Genomic DNA, 20,611 nt, shown 5'->3' with positions numbered 1-20,611 from the left:
CCGGGCCGGCCAGCGTGAGGCGTCTCAGCAGGGGCCGCGGTGGCCCCCGCTCTTGAGGAACAGGAAGCCAAACGCACAGCAAGCCGCCATCACAATCAGCCACTCTTGCCGGCTGAGCGAATCGAACCAGACCCAGAGATCCCCCGCCTTGCCGGCGAAGAACCCGGTGATGTAATCCTGCCAGTCTTGCATGGCGGCGCCGTGCGATTGGTGGGGGGAGGGAAAAGTAGTCGCTTCCACGGCAACCGTAGGCCACGGCAATCCGCATTAGGGCTCCCGACCCGCCTCGTGGGCCGCTCCGAGACTCTCCCAGCCGGCGTAACCCCTCCGACCGCTCTTCTCGGAGAAAAAAGGCGCCGATCGCCGGGAACTTGGCCCCCCAATTGACGGCCAGCCAAGTCCGAATAAGATTACGAGTCTCGGTTGAGCGAACCGGCTGCCAGTCAGTCGGGTCTCTCCTTCGCCGAGTGAGGCGCCGTAGCTCAATTGGTTAGAGTACTGGACTGTCGATCCAGTGGTTGCGGGTTCGAGTCCCGTCGGCGTCGCTGCCAAAAGCCTTGCAATGCAAGGCTTTTGTCGTTCTTGGGCTCCGGAAGTCACCGTCGAGCCTTGTCGACCGCCTCGGTCGCGGCGGGCGGCTCACGCCGCCTTTGCGGTTGAGTAGCAGATCGGCCCTGAAATCGACGGCCTAGGGCTTCAGATCGCCGCCCAGAGCGGCAGGTTCTTGATCCTTGCGCTATTTCAAGACGGCGCCGGCAATCGCGGCGGCAGTTCGCCTGAGGAGTGGCGACCTCCTGACGGCTGTGGATTGGGGCGGCTATCGAGGGGGGTCGGCCGACTCGGGGCCGACTCGGGCTTGGTAAGGGGGCGACGCGGGCTGCTTTGGGCCATTCCCCTGTCTCTTAGGCGTGATTTCTCTGCGTGCGCCGACCTTCCAATCACACTGGACGAGCAACTACGATTGGTTTGGAACCTACCGACTATCGGCGCCTCCGGAAAAGAGACCACGATATGCTTCGTTCGAGTCTTCTCCCCCTCGGTAAGACGATTGCAATCGTCACGCTCGGTTGCTGCCTAGCCGCCGACGGAAACGGCGCCACCTTCTCGGAGCAAGGGTCGACAATCCTCGGAGGGGTAAACTACTCCGCCCGTAGCGTCTCGCTCGCCGACATCGACAACGATGGCGACCTCGACGCCTATTTTCAGGGCTCGTCGTCGTCCGACCGAAGAATTCTACGTAACAACATCGTTAACGCCGGCGGCGCCGGATCGTTCACGTTCACCGACGTCTCCTCAACCATGCTCCCCGGGGGCCTGAGCGCTTCGTGGAGCGCTGGCTGGGCCGACTACGACGGCGATGGCTTGGTTGACGTCTTTGTTGGCCAGAGCAACAGCTCCGGGAATACCGGCAGCTTTTTGCGGAACAACGGGTCGACCTTCTCCAACGCCGGATTCCTCACCGGTCTTGCCGACCCGGGCTTCCATCAGAACGTGGGATGGGCCGACATCGATAACGACAACGACCTCGACCTCATCATCGGGATGGAAGGGCCCGAGAAGCACGAGATCTACCTCCAGGACGCGAACGGCCAATTCACCCCGGTTGGCGCCGATGTCGGCCTCCAAGTGGCGTTCGGCACCAAAGGCTACGGGTTGGCGATGGGCGACCCCGACGGCGACGGCGACATCGACATCTATATCTCGACATGTCGCTCGGGCGGTGACATCCGCAACAACTTCTTCAAGAACATGCTCGCCGAAACGGGGTCGCTCAGCTTCGTTGACATCGCCGACAGCAACGGCACCCAGAACTTCAACAACACCTACGGGACGGAGTTCATCGACTTCGACAACGACGGCGATGTCGACCTCTACGCGACGGGCGCCGACGGCAGCGACACCAAGATCTGGCGGAACGATGGGAATAACCAATTCACCGACGTCGACACGCTGACCGGTCACCCGCTGCTGAGCTACAACGGGATCGACATGAACGGCAGCAAGGCGGTCGATTACGACAACGACGGCGACCTCGACCTCTACTTCCACGACAACCTCGCCGCGACCGGCAACCAGCGTTTGTACCGCAACGACGGCAACTGGCAGTTCACCGACGTCACGTCGCTCGAAGGGCTCGACGTCGCGGCGGGAGGCGCCCCGGTCGGCGCCGGCGGCTACGACAGTGCTTGGGGCGACCTCGACCGCGATGGCGACCAGGACCTGATCACCCCCAACAACTCGACCTTCGCCGGCACGCCGACGCCCGAGCGGGTCTATGTGAGCGACGCCTCGACCAACGGCAATCACTGGCTGTATGTCGAGTTGCAGGGACCGACCTCCAACACAACCGGCCTCGGGGCCGCGCTGTACGCAAGCGTTGAGGAAGGCGTGCTAGCGGGCGAGACGCTCCGCCGCGAAGCGAACACCAGCATCGGCACCTTCAACCAGAGCGACCTGCCGGTCCACTTCGGGCTCGCCGACGCCACCCTCGTCGACGAGCTGCTGGTCGTCTGGCCCGACGGGACGAAGCAGACCGTCCGCGGGATCGCCGCCGACCAGTATCTCACCGTGTCCTACTTGCCGGGCGACTACAGCGGCGACGGTGTCGTCGATGCGGCCGACTACACCGTCTGGCGTGACGGCCTCGGCGAGACGTATCAGCAAGCGGACTACGATGTCTGGCAGACGAACTTCGGTAGCTCGCTCGCCCTTGAGACATCGGCATCGGTCCCCGAGCCGGACAGCCTCGCCGCCGCGTTGCTCGGGATGCTTGGCCTACTCCGCCGCTGGGCTTAGTGGGCCGCCGGGCTTATTAGTAGCGAATCGCGCCGAGGTTACGAGCGAAGACGCCGTCGTCGGCTGGCCATGGCGGCGATCACCAGCGCGGCGAGTCCCAGCGTTGCCGGCTCGGGCGTCGGCGTCGAAGCGTTCCCTGCCGCCGACACCGTCAACCAAGACTGGCCGTAGTTGTCTCGCCAGACGGTGTAGTCGGCGGCGTCGACGACTTGGTCGCCGTTGCCATCGGCGACGAGCGAGGTCGTGTCGCCATAACTTGCTACCCAGACGTCGTAGTCGGCGGAATCAACTTCGCCATCGCCGTTGTAGTCGCCCGGCAAGGTGACGAAGGGGTCCGAGAAGAGGTCGCTTGTTAAGAACGTTTCGTCGGTGAGCGTTTCGAGGAACGCCACCAACTGCGAGACCTCTTGCTCCGAGAGGCGGAGTCGCAGCGGGTTGCGGAGCGACTCGTCGAGCGATTCGTTATCCTGCACGCCCGTGCTGTAGAACTCGACCACTTCTTGCAGCGAAGAGAAGCGGCCGTCGTGCATGAAGTGCCCCCGAACGGCGACGTTGCGTAGCGACGGCGTCTTGAAACGCCCCTCGCCGGCGCCCTCGTCGACCGGAACCCCGTCAAGGGGGTCCGCGTCGAGGCCGACGTTGGCGATTTGCTGGCCCACCTGCGCCTCGGTCGTGTGGCACCCGCTGCACCGCCCGGCGCCGTGGAAGATCGCTTGGCCGGCGAGTTCATCGGCGGTGAAGACGCTCTCAAAGTCGGGCGTGGTCGAACCGGGGGCGAACGCCGTGTCGAACTTCGATTGGTACGAGACCATCGCCCGCTCGAACTGCGCGATGGCCTTGCCGATCCGTTCGGGCGTGATCTCCGCCGTGCCGAACGCCGCGGTGAAGAGCGTTGGATAGAATGTCGTTTGCCCCAACTTGTCGACCACCTCGCTGAGCGTCGCCCCCATCTCAAGGGGGTTCTCGATCGGCATCAGCGCCTGGGCCTCCAGCGACTCGGCCCGCTCGTCCCAGAAGGCGGCGCCGTTCACGTAGTACTTGCCGTTCGCCAGGGCCATCGAATGGCGGTCGCCGCGTTGCCCGTTGATGCCCTCGCTGAATTGGTCGGGGTCGGAGAAGCCATTCGCCTGTTGATGGCACGACGCGCACGAGATGCTGCTGTCATGCGACAGCCGGGTGTCATAGAACAAGACGCGTCCGAGCGTCGCGCCGGCGTCGGTCAGTAAGTTGTCTGCCGGCGTGTTGTCGAGCGCCGCGACTTCGCCGACCTGAAAGTGGGTCGGCAGGTCTTGCAACGCGTACTTGATGTACTCGGCCGTCTGCGACGGCAGGCCGGGGACCTGCGGCGGGGCGGCGGAGGCCGGTAGAGAGAGCAAGCCAGACGCCAAAGCACCAAGCGCCACCGCCACCGCCACCGTCTTGATCGGAGGAGTCGCCGTCCCGTTGGCGACGAGCGAGCAAGAGAATTTCCCAAAGTGCTGCATCAAGGATTCAACTTCCGAAGTGCTTGGGGGGGCGGCGTCTGGGGCTGGACCTAGGCTCGGATAGGCGAGCAGCGGGGCATTGCGTCCCGAGGCCTCTCCCACAATAAACGCCGAACAGCCGCACGGGTCGAATTTCTCACTCTACTTAGACGCCTGCGCGGCCTGCAAGCGCAGCCGAGTCACGGGTTACGGTGTGCCGGGCCACCCTCCCCTCCCATGATCTCGTTCGCATTACGGCGATTCGGCGAGCGGGGCCGGCGTGTAAGGCGAGGCAAGCTTGAAGCGGTCGGCCAAGTCGACCAGCAGCCTCATGATGGGCGGCATTCCAGAGCGTTCGGCGAGCACCGAACGTGCGACGGCGGGCAGGTTGGTGACCACACCGTCGACGCCGCGGCTGATCAGGGCGGACATCGCCAACGGGTCGTCAACGGTCCAGGCATACACCTCTCGGCCGTCGCGGTGCGCAGACCGAATGAGCCCGCGTTTGGCGAACGAGCCGTTGATCGCTAGAAAGTCGCCTTCGAGGCGGCTCTTCGAACCGACCGCGACCGAGAGCAGTTGCCCCACCCGCCAATCGGGCCTCAGCGACTTGAACTTCTCGACGCCCGGCCGGTAGAGCGACATGAACATCGTTTGATCCGCCATCCCTTCGCGTTCCACGATCTCGATCACCCGTTGTTCGAGTCGGACGTCGTGCCCGTAGTACTTGAGTTCGACGACCACGCCGGCCTTGCCCCGACACTCGGCCAGGACCTCCGCGAACGTCGGGACGCGCTCGCCAGCGAACTCGGGTGCGAACCCGGCGCCGAGATCAATCGCTGCAAGCCGATTCGCCGTGGCGTCCCAGATCTTCAGATCGACGCCGGCGGCTTTCATAAAGTCGCTGTCATGAAAGACAACCACCTCGCCATCGGCCGTCTCTTGGACATCGATCTCGACCCAGTCGGCGCCATCCTCGATCGCCGCCCGGACCGACGCCAGCGTGTTGCCTGGCGCCGAGAGCGGTGAGCCTCGGTGTCCGATCACCAGCACGTCGTCCTCGATCGGCACGCTGCTGATCGCGACGAACCCGATCGTGACCGCGGCCAGCAGAGCCAACCCAACGCCCGTCGCCAGCCGCGTCGCCGTGAGCCAAACGCCGCGTTGGTGGTCGAGAGCTTCGCGATCGACCTCGGCGTCGACGCTGCCGCCGAGCCGCAGGTAGAGCCGGCGCAGCAGTGCCGCGAAAGCGACCGTGCTGAGTAAGTTTGTCGCGACGCCAACCGCGACAAGGGCGGCCAAACCGAGGCCGACGCCGGCGGCGACCGCCGTCAACGATCGGGGCCAGAACGGCGCCAACAGCCACGCCGTGGCGCCGACCAGCAGCGACACTCCCATGGAGACAAGCAACGACGCGGCCAACCATCCGATGATCCAACCGCGGACCTCCCAGCGGCTGCCGGACATCCGTTCGCGACTGACAGTGGGGACCCGTGGAGACTCGATCCCCTCGAACAAGGCGATCGGCAGAGCGAGGAACCAGTCCGCTGAGAGTTTCAAACCAACCACTGCGACGTAGACACCGAGGCAGACGGCAATCGCTCCGGCGGCCCAGAACGCAGCGGGGCGTGCGGTCAGGTAGTAGTTGATGTCAAACTGAGAGAGCAGCAGTGCATAAGTAGCCGCCGCAACAGCCCCTGCGGGCGCAATCCAGATGATGACTTGGATCACAAGTCGCGCCGACACTCGCAAGACACGGGGGCATCTCGCCAGCGTAGTGCGCAAGGCCGCTACGAGCGACGTGGCGTTACTCGGCTGGGACAGAACGACCAGGAACGCGGCGAGCTCAAGGGCGACCGCCGCCACGATCGCAACACTCACGAGGAAGAGCCCCCCCAAGCCGATCGGCGACGTCACGAAGTACAGCAGGTCTTGATCGGTCAGCACTGTCCGCCCCGAACCGGCAATCGCGATCCGGAGGGTCACCGCATAGAGGGGCGTCAGCAGCAAGAGCGAGACGACCCGGACCGCGACGCCGGTCAGGAGCAAAGAACGCCACCGGTGGCGGCAGTCGTTCCAGGCGTCACCGGCCGTGGTCCAGACGCTCGAGAGCGGGGGCATGCGTGTCCTTGTCCGACGACGGGAAGTTTATTCGACTGGCGCCGCCGTTCCGGCCGGGGCGTATGGGCCTGACCAACCGGCGAGAAGCGGACAGACCGCCGGGATTCTAATCTCCCCCATCAGCCACCTCTGGTAGACATTTTGACGGCTAGCTGCGACTCTCAACAGGAGCGAGTTCGCCATTGCGTCCATTCTTCCGCCGATCGCTTGCTATGCCGCTGCCGCGAATGACTGCTGCCGCCGTGACGCTCCTGGGAGCGGCCGTCGCCCAAGCCGCGTCGCCGCAGCGAATCGAGTCGCCGCCGGTTCCTAACCTCGTGCGGGTCCATCCGAAGGTCCTCTCTGGCGGGGCGCCCGAGGGGGACACGGCCTTCGCCGCCTTAAGCCGCCTGGGCGTGAAGACGGTGATCAGCGTCGATGCGGCACAGCCCGACTTGGCGGCGGCCGCCCGCCACGGCTTGCGGTACATCCACCTGCCACACGGCTACGACGGCGTCCCGGCCGAACGCGCCGCGCAACTCGCCAAGGCGGTCCGCGACCTGGAGGGCCCGGTCTACGTCCATTGCCACCACGGCAAGCACCGCAGCCCGGCGGCCGCGGCGGTTGCGTGCGTCACAGCGGGGATGATGGAACCAGCCGACGCGCCGGGCGTGCTTGAGCTGGCGGGCACGAGCCCGAGTTATCGCGGCCTCTTCGCCTCGGCCCGCGAAGCCAGGCCGCTCAACCCGGCGACGCTTGACCGCATGTCGGCAGAGTTCCCCGAGTCGGTCGAGGCGCCCCCGATGGCGGCGGCGATGGTCGCGATCGAGCAGACCCACGACCGGCTCAAAACGCTCGCCGCCGCCGGCTGGAGGGCGCCGAGGGATCATCCGGACCTCGATCCGGGCCATGAAGCCTTACTGCTCCGAGAGCACTTCACCGAACTGCTCCGCAGCGACGCTGTAGCTGGCGAGCCGGCCGAGTTCCTCCGAATGCTCCGCGAAAGCGAAGCGGCCGCCATCGATTTGGAGACAACGCTCGGCACGCCAAGCATCCCCGCTGAAAAGGCCGCTGTGGCTTTGCAGAGGATCAACGCGAACTGCGTCAACTGCCACGAGCGCTACCGCGACGTGCCGCTCGGCGAGAAGTGAGCCGTCCGTTCGTAGGCCTCGGTTTCACACGAGCCCGAGTCGACGCTGGATCTCTTCGAGCGAGACGCCTTTTGTTTCGGGGACCATGGTCAAAACCCAGATAAGCTGCAGCACCATCATGCCGCAGAAAAAGGCGAAAACGGTCCCGGGAGCAAACGCGGTCACCAGACGCGGGAAGAAGGCCGTCAGCAGGGCGGCGAAGACCCAGTGCGTGCCACTGCCGACCGAGTTGCCCAACGCCCGGTGCTCGTTGGGGAAAATCTCCGAAATGAAGACCCAGATGACCGCGCCCTGCCCCACGGCGTGCGACGCGATGAAGGCGAAAAGGCACGCCGGCACGATCGAGCCGACGTCGTTGAAGAACGCCCAAGAGCAGAGGCCGAGCGAAAGGATGTAGCCAAACGACCCGATGAGGAGCAGCGTCCGACGACCGAGCCGGTCAATCAAAGCCAAGCCAACGAAGGTGAAGACGAGATTCGTCAATCCGATGCCGACCGACTGCAGCAGCGCCGCCCTGTCGCCGAGCCCCGCCATTTCAAAAATGCGAGGCGCAAAGTAAAGGATGGCGTTGATGCCCGAAAGTTGGTTGAAGAAAGCGACCAAGAAAGCCAACAACAGCGGCTTGGTCAACGTGCCGGCGAAGCGCGACCCGCCCGTGACCGACTCTTCAGCGACAGCGGCGGCCTCGATCTCATCGACCAGGGCCGCGGTCTCCGCGGCGGTCGCTCCCGGGTTGAGCCGCGCCAGACCGGTAAGCGCCCCCTCTCGGTCGGCGCGGAAGCCGATCAGCCAGCGGGGGCTCTCGGGGATCGTGGCGGTGAGCACCGTGTAAAGCAGCGCCGGAATCGCCTCGACGCCCAGCATCCACCGCCAACTATCGTCGCCAATCTGCTTCATGAAGTAGTTCGACACGAAGGCGATAAGAATGCCGAACACGATGTTGAACTGGAACATCCCTGTGAGCCGGCCGCGGAGGCCCGGTGGCGAGATTTCCGCGATGTAGAGCGGCGCGGCGACGGTCGACACGCCGACGCCCACGCCACCGATGAAGCGCGCTGCCATGAAGGAGCCGACATCGCCCGCGAAAGCCGACCAAACCGCCGAGACGAAGTACAGCACGCCGATCCAGAAGAGGGTCGGCTTCCGGCCCCAGCGGTCGGTGGGAACGCTACCGGCGAGCGCCCCCAAGACCGTTCCCCACAGAGCCGCGCTCATGGCGAGACCGTGCAGCGTGTCGCTCAGCGACCACAGCGACTGGATCGTTTGCTCAGCGCCCGAAATAACGGCGGTGTCGAACCCAAAGAGAAACCCGCCGAGCGACGCCACCAACGCGCTCTGAAACAGCTTGCCAGACTGACGCATGGGTCGACTTGTGAGAAAACGCAAGAGACGTGACGAGGCCGCCGTGGCCCGGCATGAGAAGGCCCATGGTAGCGGAATGGCGCATTAAAAAAATCGCGTCGGGCCCAAAGCGACGCGCGTTCATCACGGCGCAGGGCGACCGCCCGACAGGTTCGTCGTCGACAAGAGAGAACCGCCAGGCCCTCAGACGGCGTACTCGTAGCCCTTGCGCGGCTCGCGGCTCAGCAGGCCATCGGCCTGGGTGTCGTCGACAAAGCGCTCGCTCAACGGGTCGTACGTCAGCTTACGCCCGAGCCGCATCGCGATGTTCGACACGTGGCAAACGGTCAGGTTTCGATGGTGCGAGGCGACGTCCGAGATCGGCGTCTGCCGGCTCTTGACGCATTCCATGAAGTTCTTCATGTGCGACGAGCCGCGGGCCTCGTGGCCGTCCCCGTCGGTCTCGTCGGCGGCGGCCTGCGACGGGCCCTGATACAGATCGGTGAAAGCCGACTCTGGCAACGGGTTCGTCTTCAACTCTTCAACCGGCTTGCCGGTCAGCTTGCCGCGATTGACGAAGAAGCGGCCGTCTTCGCACTCGAACATGATGCCGTTCCCGAAGCCAAGCCGCTCAGAGTTATCGACAATGTCGATCTCGGCGCCGTCTTCGAAGGTGACGCGAATCTCAAAGGTGGTGGCGGTATTGAAACGGGTGTCATCGACCGGGTAGCCGTCCTTGAACTCGACCGGGTGGTTGACCTTGATCGGGTCGATCGTGAAGCGGCCGATCGAGGCGTCCGACTTGTTGAGGCCCCACATCGCGATATCGACGTGGTGGGCGCCCCAGTCGGTGAGCTTGCCGCCGGCGTACTCGTACCACCAGCGGAAGTGAGCGTGGCCGCGGCCGTACGGGTGCTCGCCGCCGTAACCGCCGTCGGGGAGCGAATCCGCGGCGCGGTAGGCGGCCCAAGGCGCGGGACCGAGCCAACGGTTCCAGTTCATCTCGCTCGGCGGGGCGCAGAGCGGAAGCGAGTCGCTCGTCGGGCAGCCGCCAATGCTACAGGTCACTCGATTGATCTTGCCGGCCCTTCCCGATCGCGCCAGCGCGACGGCGGTCTGGAATTGCAGTCCCGACCGCTGCTGCGATCCGACCTGCATGACACGCTTCGTCCGATCGAGCGCCGAGAGAATCTGCTGTCCCTCCGCGACGTGGTGCGTGAGGGGCTTCTCGCAGTAGACGTCCTTGCCGGCGAGCAGCGCCTCGATGACGATCTTTGAGTGCCAATGGTCGGGGGTCGCGATGACGACGATGTCGATGTCCGGACGGTCGAGCACCCGGCGGTAGTCCTCGTAGAGATCGGCGACGGGCGCCGCGACGCCGTGCCGGTTGTAGACACTTTGAGCCGTCCGCACCGCATGGTTCAGTTGCGCCCCATCGACATCGCACAACGCCGCACAGGGGCCGTACTTGACCGCCTCGGTGACGAGACTCCCGTAACGGATGCCGGTGCCGATAAAGCCGCAGACGGGCCGCTCGTTGGCGCTGCGGAAGCCGGCCGCCCAGCTGCGGGACGTCGTCGACCACCAGCCCGCGGTCGCAGCGGTCGCTGCCGACGCCTTCAGAAATCCGCGACGGGAGGCAACCACGGGAGGAATCGACGAGTCGGCCATCATTCGTCCTTAAGGAACGAGGTGCGTTGAGAAGTGCGAAAAGGCGGAAACAGCGTTCCCGGCAAGTCTCTACGATGTCCACCCGGAGCCCCGAATGAAAGGGCCCGCCCGTGAAACCGGCTCACAAGCTACCGGCTCCCGCCGCCATCGGACGCAAGAATTCGCCCGCCGCAGCGGTTAGGCCGAACGGAGGGCGGCCTCGATCCGGCGGATTGTTTCGCCCAGATCGCCCGACACGAGCCGGGTCGGCTCGCCCTTGGCCAGCAGCGTCTCGACCCGCCGATGGGCGGCAATCACGGTGCTGTGGCTGCTGCGACCGTAGTACTCGCCGATCTCGCTCCAGGCGCTGCCGGTCATCTTGCGGGAGAGCCACATGGCCAGCATCCGCGGCTCGGTGACCGATTTGGTCCTTTTGTCCGACCGCAGCATCTTCAGATCAACGCCACAGACGCCGCAAACGGCCCGCTGAATGTCGGCCAACCGGACGGGGGGGGTCGAGAGCCGGTTGGCGTCGTCCGCCACCCGGATCGCCAGGGCCTCGTCGAGGGCCGAGGCGAAGGTGTCGTGGATGAGGGCCATCCGATTCACGGCGCCCTGCGCTTCGCGTCCGCCGCCCACCAGCCGGCAAGCCAGCGCCCTGGCAGTGGCTTCGGGCAGGTCGAGGCCGACCCGTTCGGCGGCCTGCCGGACTAGGCCTTCGCGGATCAAAGCGTCCGGCAGCGGCGTCTCGACGGCGAGCCCCCCCGCAAGGCGAGAGGCGATTTCGGGGCCCAATTCGCGCAGCTCGTTCAGCCCCCGGTCGGCCGTCATCACGACCTGGGCGCCCGCTTCGATCGCCGCATCGATCGTCTGGCGGAACTCTTCGAGCGTGCGTGTCTTGCCGATCAGCTGCTGGACGTCATCCACCAACAGCAGGTCGGCGCCCTGGTGCTTCTGACGAAAGCTCGGGAACCCTCCTCCCCGGGCCGCATCGACAAAGCCGCGCAGGAACTGCTCGGCGGTGATCAGCAGCACTCGGCGGCGGCGATGCCGCGAACGGACCCCCTCGGCAACGGCCCGCAACAGGTGCGACTTACCGACCCCCGAAGGACCCCATAGCAGAACCGGAGACGCGACGAAGTCGCCCGCGATGAGTCGCTGGCAGAGCCGCGTCGCGGGGGCGTTGCTTTCGCCAACCACCCAACCCTCCAAAGGATCGACAGGACGCGGCGCCGATCGCGCGATCGGCTTGGTAGGGCTGGGGGACGTTTTAGCTGGAATCGGTTCGGCTGGGGACGGAATGGCCGACGTCGCTGGGCAGTCGGCGGTCGGCTTAGTCGCGGCGGCCTGTTTCGTCGAGTTGGTTGGGGCGGGTTGGGCGGTTAACGTTTGCACCTCGAACGCGACCTGCGCCGCGGGACCGAACGCGGCATGGGCGGCCGCCTCGACCTCGACGCGGAACTGCCGCCGCAGCAGCGACTGCTCGAACGACGACGCGGTCGTCAGGGTGACGGTCGGGTCGGCGGCGCCTCGGTCGAAGCTCACGGCGATGCCAACCGTCCCTGCGGCCACGTGGACCCCCTCGGCGAACGCCGACTCGGCAAACCATGTCGAGTAGCGAGTCGCGCCAATCTGCTGTCGTAACGCGTCACGAAACGAATCGCCGGCCGTCCGCTCATCTTGGCGACACGCTTCGTGAGAACGAACCACTCCACACCGACCTTCCATGCAAGCCTTCCGTGCCGATTCCTAGAGGGTCAACGCAACGCTCGACAAGAGCGACCTGCGTGACCCGTTTCACCCACCCCATTCGGAGGCCAACGCGGCGGCAGCCTGGCTCTGGCCCGCCTTCGTAGCGGGGCCAGCAAGAACGCGTCGCCTAGCGGGAAAACCCCACCGTCAGACGCCACCAGAACTTCGTACCACCAACGAGAGAGGTCCGCGGCAGGCCAAACTTGTCGGCCCTGCCCTGCGATCACCCCGTCCACCCGAGCGGCCGATTATGGGGGTGCTGGCGCCGCTGTCAAACGCTGTCTGAACAACGGGGGAAAACCTGACCCAACATCGATTCTTAATCTCGGCTTAACCCGGGCGAAACACACGCGCGACCCGTTGTCGACAGAAAGCTGACACGGCGCGCCGATCGTGCATAACGCGTTCGCCGCGCCGGTGACGCGGCTCACCCCGCGACGTCCCGGGCCCGGACGTAGACTGAACGCTTCGCCCAGGACGCAAATCCGGCCCGTTCGTAGGCGCGCCGCGCGGGCGTGTTCCCTTCGTCGACCGCGACCATGAGTTGATCCGAACCGTAATCGGCCGCCAGCCGAATCGCCCGCTTTATCAGCCTTGCGCCGTGTCCCTGGCCCCGCGCCTCCGGGACGAGCCCCATGTAGATCAGCTCCGCTTGGTCGGCGTCGGGGTGCTCCGCCACGATCACCACGCCGATGTCGTCGCCCCCTTGCTGAACAAACTGCCAGCCCAGGGCGTCGTAGCGGCCGGTCGCGCGGTAGCTTTCCAGCACGTCGTCGAGGTCGCGGTAGTCATCGAGCCCCGGGCAATCGAGACTGTCGATGTACGTCCGCTTCAGGAGCCTCTTCAATCGGCTGTGGTCACGCTGGGTCAGCGGCTCAAAGGTCAGCACGGCGTCCGGCGCCGTGGGTGAGTCCGCCGCCCGGATTGTGCGCCCTAGGTAACGCAACTTCGCGATCTCTCGGAACCGAGCCCCTTGCAGGGCGGCGATCCGCGGATCGTCGGCGATCTCAAACAACGCCTGCGTCAACGCAATGCCGGCCGCATCGCACGCCGCCGCCGCCCCCTTCACGAGGGCCAGCTCGACAGCAGAGGCGTGCGGCGGACGGGCGCCTACCCACTCGGGGGGCCACAGCGCCGCGGCCGCGCCGGGGGACGGTTGGGCCCAGGTCGCGGCGACGACGCGTTCCCTCTCCACGGCGACGAGCAACGCGTCGAGCGGTCCGAGCGGGTGTCCCGCTGTCGCCCCGACCGCATCGAGCAACGGGCCCCGCGACGCCGCCGGCAAAGGTCTCAGCGCGAGCTCAAGCGCAGCACGCTGCTCGTGAGGGGCGGCGACACGAATAACGGGGGACGGGTCCGGCATGCCGTCACGTTAGCCGCTCACCCCTCACCCGGGCCAGCGGAACCGGTCGCGGTAGCCGTCCAGCGGCTTCAACTCCGCCGGCGGCGCCGCGGTGGGCGAGCCGACTTTCGGCAACGACGGCGTCGGCGGGCCGCCAATCGTCTCGGCGCCGGCCGCCTGGGGGTTCACCGGCTGGCCGTCAGGAACGACGCTCCGCGACGGAAAGACAGGCGAGGCGCCTTCGTTCGGGCCCTGAGCCTCCGCCAGACGCGGTGGCGGAGGGGCCGCCGCCGACGGGATTTCGAGCCGCGGCGTCGTCGGCGTCACCACGTAGGGGCTGCCGGGCCGCGTCACCTGCATCTCGATGGCGAAGCTGCTGTGAGGCGACGTCGCCCACAGGGTCCCTTCGGGCCGCGTCCGGAGGTGGCCGCGGAGCTTTTTGCTCTCAACTGCCTGGAAGACCTGGTCCCCCGGCGATCCGGCAGCGGCCTGCATCCCGAACCGCGTCGTCGCCAGATGCACCAGCCGCGACGTGTCGGCCGTCCGGCCGTAGAGCGACATTTTCTGCAGCACGCCGGCGCCGTCGAAGTAGTAGGTCAGCGAGCCGGCGACGTCGGTCATCCCGCTCCCTGTCACGAGGGGGACGCGGACGCCAAACAGCGTTGGGTCGGCCAAGCCGGTCGATTTGCGGGCCCAGTTGTGGTAGACCCAGTTCTTGTCGACGCTCCAGTCCATCGCCTGCTCGAGCGGCGTGCCGACGGGGCCAACCAGCGACGCGGGGCTCTCGTAGATCTCCGATCCAGGCCCCATGGGTCCCTGGAGGTTCGGCGGCCGGGTGGCGAAACCAGCCGGTGGGCTACCCTGAGCAATCGGCTGCTCGGCCGCAGGCGGCGCCGCCTGCGGGGCGCCCCAGGGGTTCTGCCAGTCGCCGTTGTTCGCTTGCGACACGACGTACGGCCCCCCCACGGCGGCGCCGAGCAGGCCAGCCAGAGCGAGAGGTCGTCCGATCATCTTGAGCCGCCACTTGTTGAAAACGCGGGTGGTTGGAACAACACAGGTCCGCATCGGAGAAGATCGACACATTGGCCCGTGTCTGCCGCACGGCGATGCGTCCGCCGCTATGACGCCGCTAGCTGGCGAGCTTTGCCCGACCCTCCTATCCGGCCCGCCCGCATGACGCCCCCCCCGCCCCTCTCCTGGCTCCTCGGCGACGAAGCGGCCGCGGTGCTCGCTGAAATCGCCGCCGCTCAAGTGACGCCGGCGCTGCTAACGAGCCTGCGTAAGCAGCTCGGCGACCCCCGTCACGCCGCCGCTGTGGTCGAACTGGCGGAACTAAGAAGGCGCGGGACAAACAAGTTCGCCAACGCCGCGGAAATGTTCTTTACCCGCAGGGGTCTTGAACAAGCGACCGACGAGTGGATCGCCCGCTACAAGGCGCGGCGACTCGACGGCTTTACCACGGTGGTTGACGCCTGCTGCGGCGTCGGCGGCGATCTGGTTGGATCCGCCCAGGGCGTCGCCGACAGAATCGGCATCGACGCCGACGCCGCGATGACCGCGTTTGCTCAGCGCAACGCCGCCGCCTACGACGTCAACGCGACCGTCACGACCACGATGCTCGACGCAGAGAACCTGCCCGAGTGCGACGCTTGGCACGCCGATCCCGACCGCCGCCCTGCCGGCCGCCGCACCACGCAGCCCGACGCCCACGAGCCCTCGCTGGCGACGCTCGCCGCCTGGCGCCGCCGCACGCCGGCCGCCGCGATCAAGCTGGCCCCGGCGGCCCAATTGCCTGGCGACTGGCAAGCCGAGTGCGAGCTGGAGTGGATCAGCCGCGGCGGCGAGTGTCGGCAGCTCGTGGCGTGGGCCGGGCCGCTCGCCCGCAAACCGGGGAAACGGCGCGCCACCAAGCTCAGCGGCGACGGCGCCCTCGCCACCTTCCTCGGTGCTGCTGACGAACGGGCCGAGATCGCGACTTCGATCGGCGATTGGCTGCACGACTTCGACCCGGCGGTGCTCGCCGCCGACCTGGAGGGGTCGCTCGCTAACCAGAACCAACTCCAGCAAGTCACGCCGCGGGTGGCTTACTTCACTAGCGACACGCCAGCGGCCGACCCGCTGGTCGCCTCGTTCCGCGTCGTCGAGGCCATGCCGCTGAGCCGCAAACGGCTGGCGGGCTGGCTCGCGGAACGGGGCGTTGGGACGCTGGAGATCAAATGCCGCGGCGTCGACGTACGGCCCGAGTCACTGCGGCGAGAGCTCAAACCCCGCGGCGACGCCGCCATGACGCTACTCGTTTTCCCCGACCAACACGGCAAGCCAACCGTCGTCGCCGCCAACCGCCCGTAGGGAACGCCCTCCGTGGCGTTCCGGAACACCTGGATGGCGGACCTGTTCGTTGGCGCCAGGAACGCCACGGAGGGCGTTCCCTACGGGGTGTCGGTGGGCGACAATCGATGGTTCCGACCCAACTGCAAGGTCCCGCCTGTGAAACTCGCCTTCAGCGCCAACGCCTACCTCTCGCACCCGATCGACGAGGCGCTGCGCCGGATCGCGGCGGCCGGCTACGCCGGCGTCGAACTGCTGGCCGACGTGCCGCACGCCTGGCCCGCGGGGCTGCTCGAGCCGCAGAAGGAGGCGATCCGGCGATCGCTCGAAGAGAACCGCCTGACGATCTCGAACATCAACGCGTTCATGATGAACGCCGTCGCCGACCCCCGGCAGCCCTACTGGCACCCCAGCTGGACCGACCCCGACGTCCACTACCGGGCGATCCGCCGTGAACACACCAAGCGCTCGCTGCAGCTGGCGAAGGACCTCGGCGCGCCGCATATCACGACCGAGCCGGGCGGCCCGGCCTTTGAGGGGCAATCCCGGACCGAGGCCCTGCGGATCTTCCGCGAAGAATTGTTGCCTTGTGTCGAGATGGCCGAGGCGATCGGCGTCGGCCTCTTGATCGAGCCCGAGCCCGAGCTCTTGATCGAGAAGTTCGACCAGTACCTCGAGTTCGTTGACTCGCTGGACTCGCCGCGCGTGGGGCTGAATTTCGATGTCGGCCACGCCTACTGTGTTGGCGAGGACCCGCAGGATTGGGTGGCGAAGATGGCGCCGCACACCGTGCACTACCACCTGGAAGACATCGCGGCGACGCGCGTCCACAAGCATCTGATCCCGGGCCACGGCGCCATCGATTTTAAGGCGACGATCAAGGCGATTGCCGCAACGGGTTACGACGGCTGGTTAACGGTCGAGCTCTATCCTTACGGCGACGCCCCCGACGCGGCCGCCGCCGAGGCGTTCGCCTACCTAGCGCCGCTGGTGCACGACGCGAAGCGGAGAACCACGGATTTTACGGATGAGGAATGAGTGACACCGCCATGCTGACGGCGTGTCGGCGGGATGAGATAAGGTTGTGGGGGGATAACATTGTGGGAGGGGTCTCCCGACCCCGATTGCGGTGTCCATTCCGAAACGGCGTGGTGCGCGTAATCGGCGTCGGGAGACCCCTCCCACAATCAAGCATCGCACAATCGTCACTTCCATCCGTCCATCCGTGTCATCCGTGGTCCAAAGAATCGCCGCCTACGCCAAGCTGCTGCGGCTGTCGAACGGTCCGACCGCGATGGCGGACGTGTGGATGGGCTACGCGGTGGCAAGTGGTTCCCTTGAACCGACATTGCCGTTGGCGTTGATGACGGTCTGTTCGCTTTGCCTCTATCACGGCGGCATGGCTTTAAACGATGTTCGAGACGCCGAGCAAGATGCTCTCGACAATCGCGGCCGCCCAATCGCCGCAGGGCTGATTTCCTACCAAGTCGCCAAGCGGGTTGCGCAATCATTACTGCTCACCGGAATGGCTTTCGGAATAACCGCGGGGTGCTTCGATGCCTCCTACGAGGCCGTGGATCGAGTGCTTCTGCTACTCGTAGCGATCGTCGCATACAATAGCCAATTCAAGCGGACGGTATTCGGGCCGATACTGATGGCTCTATGCCGTGTTCTGAACGTAAGCCTAGGGGTCGCGGCAGTATCGGCTGACCTAAGAATCCCCCAAGCTGATTCCCTAGGCGTAGGAATTTTTTTCTATGTCTGCGGATTGACTCTCTATGCCCGTCGTGAAGTCATTGGGGGGAAACGAAGCGGGCTTGTCTTTTCGCTGCTCGTAACCCTCATGGGTGTATTCTTCCTTGGCTGCCTTCCGCAGTTCGACATTTTGCCACTCCCCCGGTTTATCGGGACAGAGAAGTGGAATCTTACGTGGGCCGTCGTCGCCCTGATCGCCACCCGCGGCATGGTCGCCGGCGTCCTCCAGCCCACCCCTAAAAAAATCGGCCGCGGGGTGGGGATCGCGATCCAGGGGCTCGTCGTGATCGACGCCACGCTTGCCACGTTCTATGCCGGGCCGATGGCGGGGCTGGCGATTCTGGCGCTGCTGCCCGTTACGATGTTGTTGGCGCGGTGGATCCCGCAGACCTGATGCGGACTTGCTCGGTGATTCACTCCGGGGGCTGACGCCCTCCGGCTCGCTGCCCCGCCTCGTCCCCCGTCCCTAGCCCCCCGTCCCTTATCTTGCTTCTCGGCTACAACACCAACGGCTTCGCCCACCACGCGCCCGAGGACGCGATGGAGGTGCTTGCTTCGATTGGCTTTCGGGCCGTCGCCCTCACGATCGACCACGGCGTCCTCAACCCCCGCGACGCGCGGCTGGGCGACCAAGCCGGCAAGCTGCGGCGGCTCGCCAAGAAGCTCGGCCTGACGCTGGTCGTCGAGACAGGCGGCCGCTACGTCCTTGACCCGTGGACCAAGCACGAACCAACGCTCGTCACCGCCGAAGCCGACCGCCGGGCGGTGCGGGTCGCTTTCTACGAGCAAGCCATCGACTTGGCCCGGGAGCTTGGGGCCACTTGCGTGTCGCTCTGGTCGGGCGTGGTGCATGACAACGCCCCGGCGAGCGAAGCTTGGCAGCGGCTCGTCGAGGGGCTGACGCCGGTGCTCGACTACGCTCACCGCAACGCGATGCCGATCGCCCTCGAGCCCGAGCCGGGCATGTTTGTCGCGACGCTCGCCGATTACCGCGAACTGAAAGAACGCCTCACCGCCAGCGGCGCCGCGGTCGAAGCGCTGCGGCTTACCATCGACATCGGCCACGTCCACTGCAACGGCGAGACCACCATTGTCGAGGCGATCGAGCGTCACGCCGCCGACCTGGCGAACGTCCACTTGGAGGACATGCGCGCAGGCGTCCACGAGCACCTGATGTTCGGCGAGGGAGAAATCGATTTCACACCGGTGCTCGACGCCTTGCAACGAATCGGCTACTCCGGCCCGGCCTGCGTCGAGCTCAGCCGCCACAGCCACGCCGCACCGCAGGCGGCGCGCGCTGCCTATGAGTTTCTTACTTCCTTAAGATGAAACACAAAGGAACGATGGAGCAAAGCAAGCGGATTGTCTGGGAGACCGATAGAAAGAGTCGGCAACCAAACCCTCCCGGCCTATCGGACGAACCCTCCCCGCTTCCTTTGTTCCATCGTTCCTTTGTAGTTCTCAGATTCTATAATACGCATGTCTGATCACGTTTTCCTGCTCTCGATCCCCGGGCTCCGCGAGCGCGACCTCACCCACATGCCGCGTCTGCAGCGGCTGACCTCGGCAGGGGATCGGGCGACGCTGGTCCCCAGTGTTCCGGCGGTCACCTGCCCCGTGCAGATGAACATGACGACCGGTACGCCGCCGGCCGAGCATGGCGTGATCGCCAACGGTTTCTACTGGCGCGACGGCCTCACGCCCGGCCGCGGGCCGAAGTACGACGGCGTCGAGATGTGGACCGCCTGGAACGATGTTGTCGAGCGGCCGCGGATCTGGGAACGGCTCAAGCAGCACGACGCGTCGCTCACCTCGGCGGTCTGGTTCCCCCTGCTGGCGAAGGGCTGCGGCGCCGACTTCGTTTGCACGTTTGCCCCGATCCACAACCCCGACGGTAGCGAGTCGCTCTGGTGCTATACCGTTCCAGAGATGCACTACGGCGAGTTGCGAGACGCCCTGGGCCACTTCCCACTAAAACACTTCTGGGGGCCCTTGGCGAGTATCGAGAGCAGCCGCTGGATTGTCTCGTCGTATCTCGAACTACTCAGGACCGAGCGGCCGAACTTCGCCTACCTCTACTTGCCACACCTCGACTACGCCGCCCAGAAGTTCGGGCCCGACTCGCCGCCAGCGATCGCGGCGCTCGGCGAACTCGACGAGGAGATCGGCCGCCTCGTCAACGGCGCCGCCCCGCTGCTGGGAGAAGAGCCGCTGTGGTTGGTGGCGTCGGAGTATGCGATCACCGAGGTAACGCTCGCCAGTTTCCCCAATCGGGCGCTGCGCGACGCGGGACTGCTCACCGTGCGGCTCGACGACGACGGCCGAGAGCGGATCGACTTCGCGGCGAGCCGGGCTTGGACCCTCGTTGACCATCAAGTGGGCCACGTTTTCGTCCGTGAACACGACGCCGCCACGATCGCCCAGGCGGCCGCTGTACTCGGGAAGCTCGCTGGCGTCGCCGACATATGGGACGCCGACGAGCAGTCCCGCCAAGGCCTCGGCCACGAGCGGTCGGGCGATCTCGTCCTGATCAGTGAGCCTGACAGCTGGCAGGCGTACTACTGGTGGAACGACGAGGCCCTGGCGCCGCGGTTCGCGCGGCAAGTCGACATCCACAACAAGCCGGGCTACGACCCGTGCGAGCAGTTCTGGGACATGGCCGCGATGAAGCAGCACGACGGCGGCGGCGTGCCGCTCGACCCGTCCCTAGTGAAGGGATCCCACGGCGCGCCAGCACGCACCGACGCCCAACGCGGGGTGCTGCTGTCGAGCCGTAAAGCGACCTTCATCGAGCAGCCAACCGCCGATGTCGATGTGTTCGACATCGTGCTCCGGCAGTTTGGGGCGTAGGGCGAGCCGGCTTTGTGAGCGGCATGGCGCTAGCCGCCGGTTGCCCTCTCGGTAATTCACCGGCGGCTAGCGCCATGCCGCTC

General features: G+C 66.1%; 15 protein-coding genes and 1 tRNA gene. 8 read left to right on the top strand and 8 right to left on the bottom strand.

Annotated elements, in window-relative coordinates:
* Window positions 1-24: 24 nt before the first annotated feature.
* Window positions 25-192, bottom strand: a complete 168-nt coding sequence (locus Pla108_RS20775) for a hypothetical protein (RefSeq protein WP_197526183.1) — start codon at window positions 190-192, stop codon at window positions 25-27.
* Window positions 193-471: 279 nt separating this feature from the next.
* Here Pla108_RS20775 and Pla108_RS02345 point away from each other — a divergent pair.
* A tRNA-Asp gene (locus Pla108_RS02345) sits at window positions 472-545 on the top strand.
* 466 nt (window positions 546-1,011) lie between these two features.
* Window positions 1,012-2,796: a CRTAC1 family protein gene (locus tag Pla108_RS02340; RefSeq protein WP_146442405.1), complete on the top strand. Its 1,785-nt coding sequence runs from the start codon at window positions 1,012-1,014 to the stop codon at window positions 2,794-2,796.
* 38 nt (window positions 2,797-2,834) lie between these two features.
* Here Pla108_RS02340 and Pla108_RS02335 read toward each other — a convergent pair whose 3' ends face one another.
* The gene (locus tag Pla108_RS02335) at window positions 2,835-4,280 is read right to left on the bottom strand and encodes a cytochrome c peroxidase (RefSeq protein ID WP_146442403.1); all 1,446 of its coding nucleotides are present in this window, start codon (window positions 4,278-4,280) and stop codon (window positions 2,835-2,837) included.
* A 231-nt stretch (window positions 4,281-4,511) separates the two neighbouring features.
* Window positions 4,512-6,380, bottom strand: a complete 1,869-nt coding sequence (locus Pla108_RS02330) for a glycerophosphodiester phosphodiesterase family protein (protein ID WP_146442400.1) — start codon at window positions 6,378-6,380, stop codon at window positions 4,512-4,514.
* Between the two features lie 212 nt (window positions 6,381-6,592).
* On the opposite strand from Pla108_RS02330, the gene Pla108_RS02325 reads away from it, so the two are divergent.
* Window positions 6,593-7,510: a hypothetical protein gene (locus Pla108_RS02325; RefSeq protein WP_146442398.1), complete on the top strand. Its 918-nt coding sequence runs from the start codon at window positions 6,593-6,595 to the stop codon at window positions 7,508-7,510.
* 24 nt (window positions 7,511-7,534) lie between these two features.
* Here Pla108_RS02325 and Pla108_RS02320 read toward each other — a convergent pair whose 3' ends face one another.
* The 5 genes from Pla108_RS02320 to Pla108_RS20770 all read right to left on the bottom strand — a co-directional run bounded on the left by Pla108_RS02320 (window position 7,535) and on the right by Pla108_RS20770 (window position 14,660).
* A complete protein-coding gene (locus Pla108_RS02320; protein ID WP_146442395.1) occupies window positions 7,535-8,872 on the bottom strand; it encodes a sugar porter family MFS transporter in 1,338 nt (445 codons plus the stop codon).
* A gap of 183 nt (window positions 8,873-9,055) precedes the next feature.
* Window positions 9,056-10,522: a Gfo/Idh/MocA family protein gene (locus Pla108_RS02315; protein ID WP_146442393.1), complete on the bottom strand. Its 1,467-nt coding sequence runs from the start codon at window positions 10,520-10,522 to the stop codon at window positions 9,056-9,058.
* Between the two features lie 177 nt (window positions 10,523-10,699).
* Window positions 10,700-12,211, bottom strand: coding sequence for a DnaA/Hda family protein (locus Pla108_RS02310; protein WP_197526181.1), 1,512 nt, complete (start codon window positions 12,209-12,211; stop codon window positions 10,700-10,702).
* 469 nt (window positions 12,212-12,680) lie between these two features.
* Window positions 12,681-13,616, bottom strand: a complete 936-nt coding sequence (locus Pla108_RS02305; protein WP_146442387.1) for a GNAT family N-acetyltransferase — start codon at window positions 13,614-13,616, stop codon at window positions 12,681-12,683.
* Window positions 13,617-13,640: 24 nt separating this feature from the next.
* Window positions 13,641-14,660, bottom strand: a complete 1,020-nt coding sequence (locus Pla108_RS20770; protein ID WP_197526180.1) for a DUF6690 family protein — start codon at window positions 14,658-14,660, stop codon at window positions 13,641-13,643.
* Window positions 14,661-14,768: 108 nt separating this feature from the next.
* Here Pla108_RS20770 and Pla108_RS20765 point away from each other — a divergent pair, with 108 nt between their 5' ends.
* The 5 genes from Pla108_RS20765 to Pla108_RS02275 all read left to right on the top strand — a co-directional run bounded on the left by Pla108_RS20765 (window position 14,769) and on the right by Pla108_RS02275 (window position 20,528).
* Window positions 14,769-15,944, top strand: a complete 1,176-nt coding sequence (locus Pla108_RS20765) for a class I SAM-dependent methyltransferase (RefSeq protein ID WP_197526179.1) — start codon at window positions 14,769-14,771, stop codon at window positions 15,942-15,944.
* Between the two features lie 12 nt (window positions 15,945-15,956).
* Window positions 15,957-16,961, top strand: a complete 1,005-nt coding sequence (locus Pla108_RS02290; protein WP_197526178.1) for a sugar phosphate isomerase/epimerase family protein — start codon at window positions 15,957-15,959, stop codon at window positions 16,959-16,961.
* 196 nt (window positions 16,962-17,157) lie between these two features.
* Window positions 17,158-18,072 (top strand): UbiA family prenyltransferase, encoded by a 915-nt coding sequence (locus tag Pla108_RS02285; RefSeq protein WP_197526177.1) that lies wholly within the window; start codon window positions 17,158-17,160, stop codon window positions 18,070-18,072.
* A gap of 92 nt (window positions 18,073-18,164) precedes the next feature.
* Window positions 18,165-19,007, top strand: coding sequence for a sugar phosphate isomerase/epimerase family protein (locus tag Pla108_RS02280; RefSeq protein WP_146442377.1), 843 nt, complete (start codon window positions 18,165-18,167; stop codon window positions 19,005-19,007).
* Between the two features lie 150 nt (window positions 19,008-19,157).
* Window positions 19,158-20,528 carry an alkaline phosphatase family protein gene (locus tag Pla108_RS02275; protein ID WP_146442374.1) on the top strand — a complete coding sequence of 457 codons (1,371 nt, stop codon included), beginning with the start codon at window positions 19,158-19,160 and terminating at the stop codon, window positions 20,526-20,528.
* The last annotated feature ends 83 nt before the right edge of the window (window positions 20,529-20,611 follow it).

Source organism: Botrimarina colliarenosi (assembly GCF_007859955.1).
GTDB lineage: Bacteria > Planctomycetota > Planctomycetia > Pirellulales > Lacipirellulaceae > Botrimarina > Botrimarina colliarenosi.
Note: the sequence above shows the minus strand (reverse complement) of the source record. Positions and strands in the feature narration are given on the sequence as shown.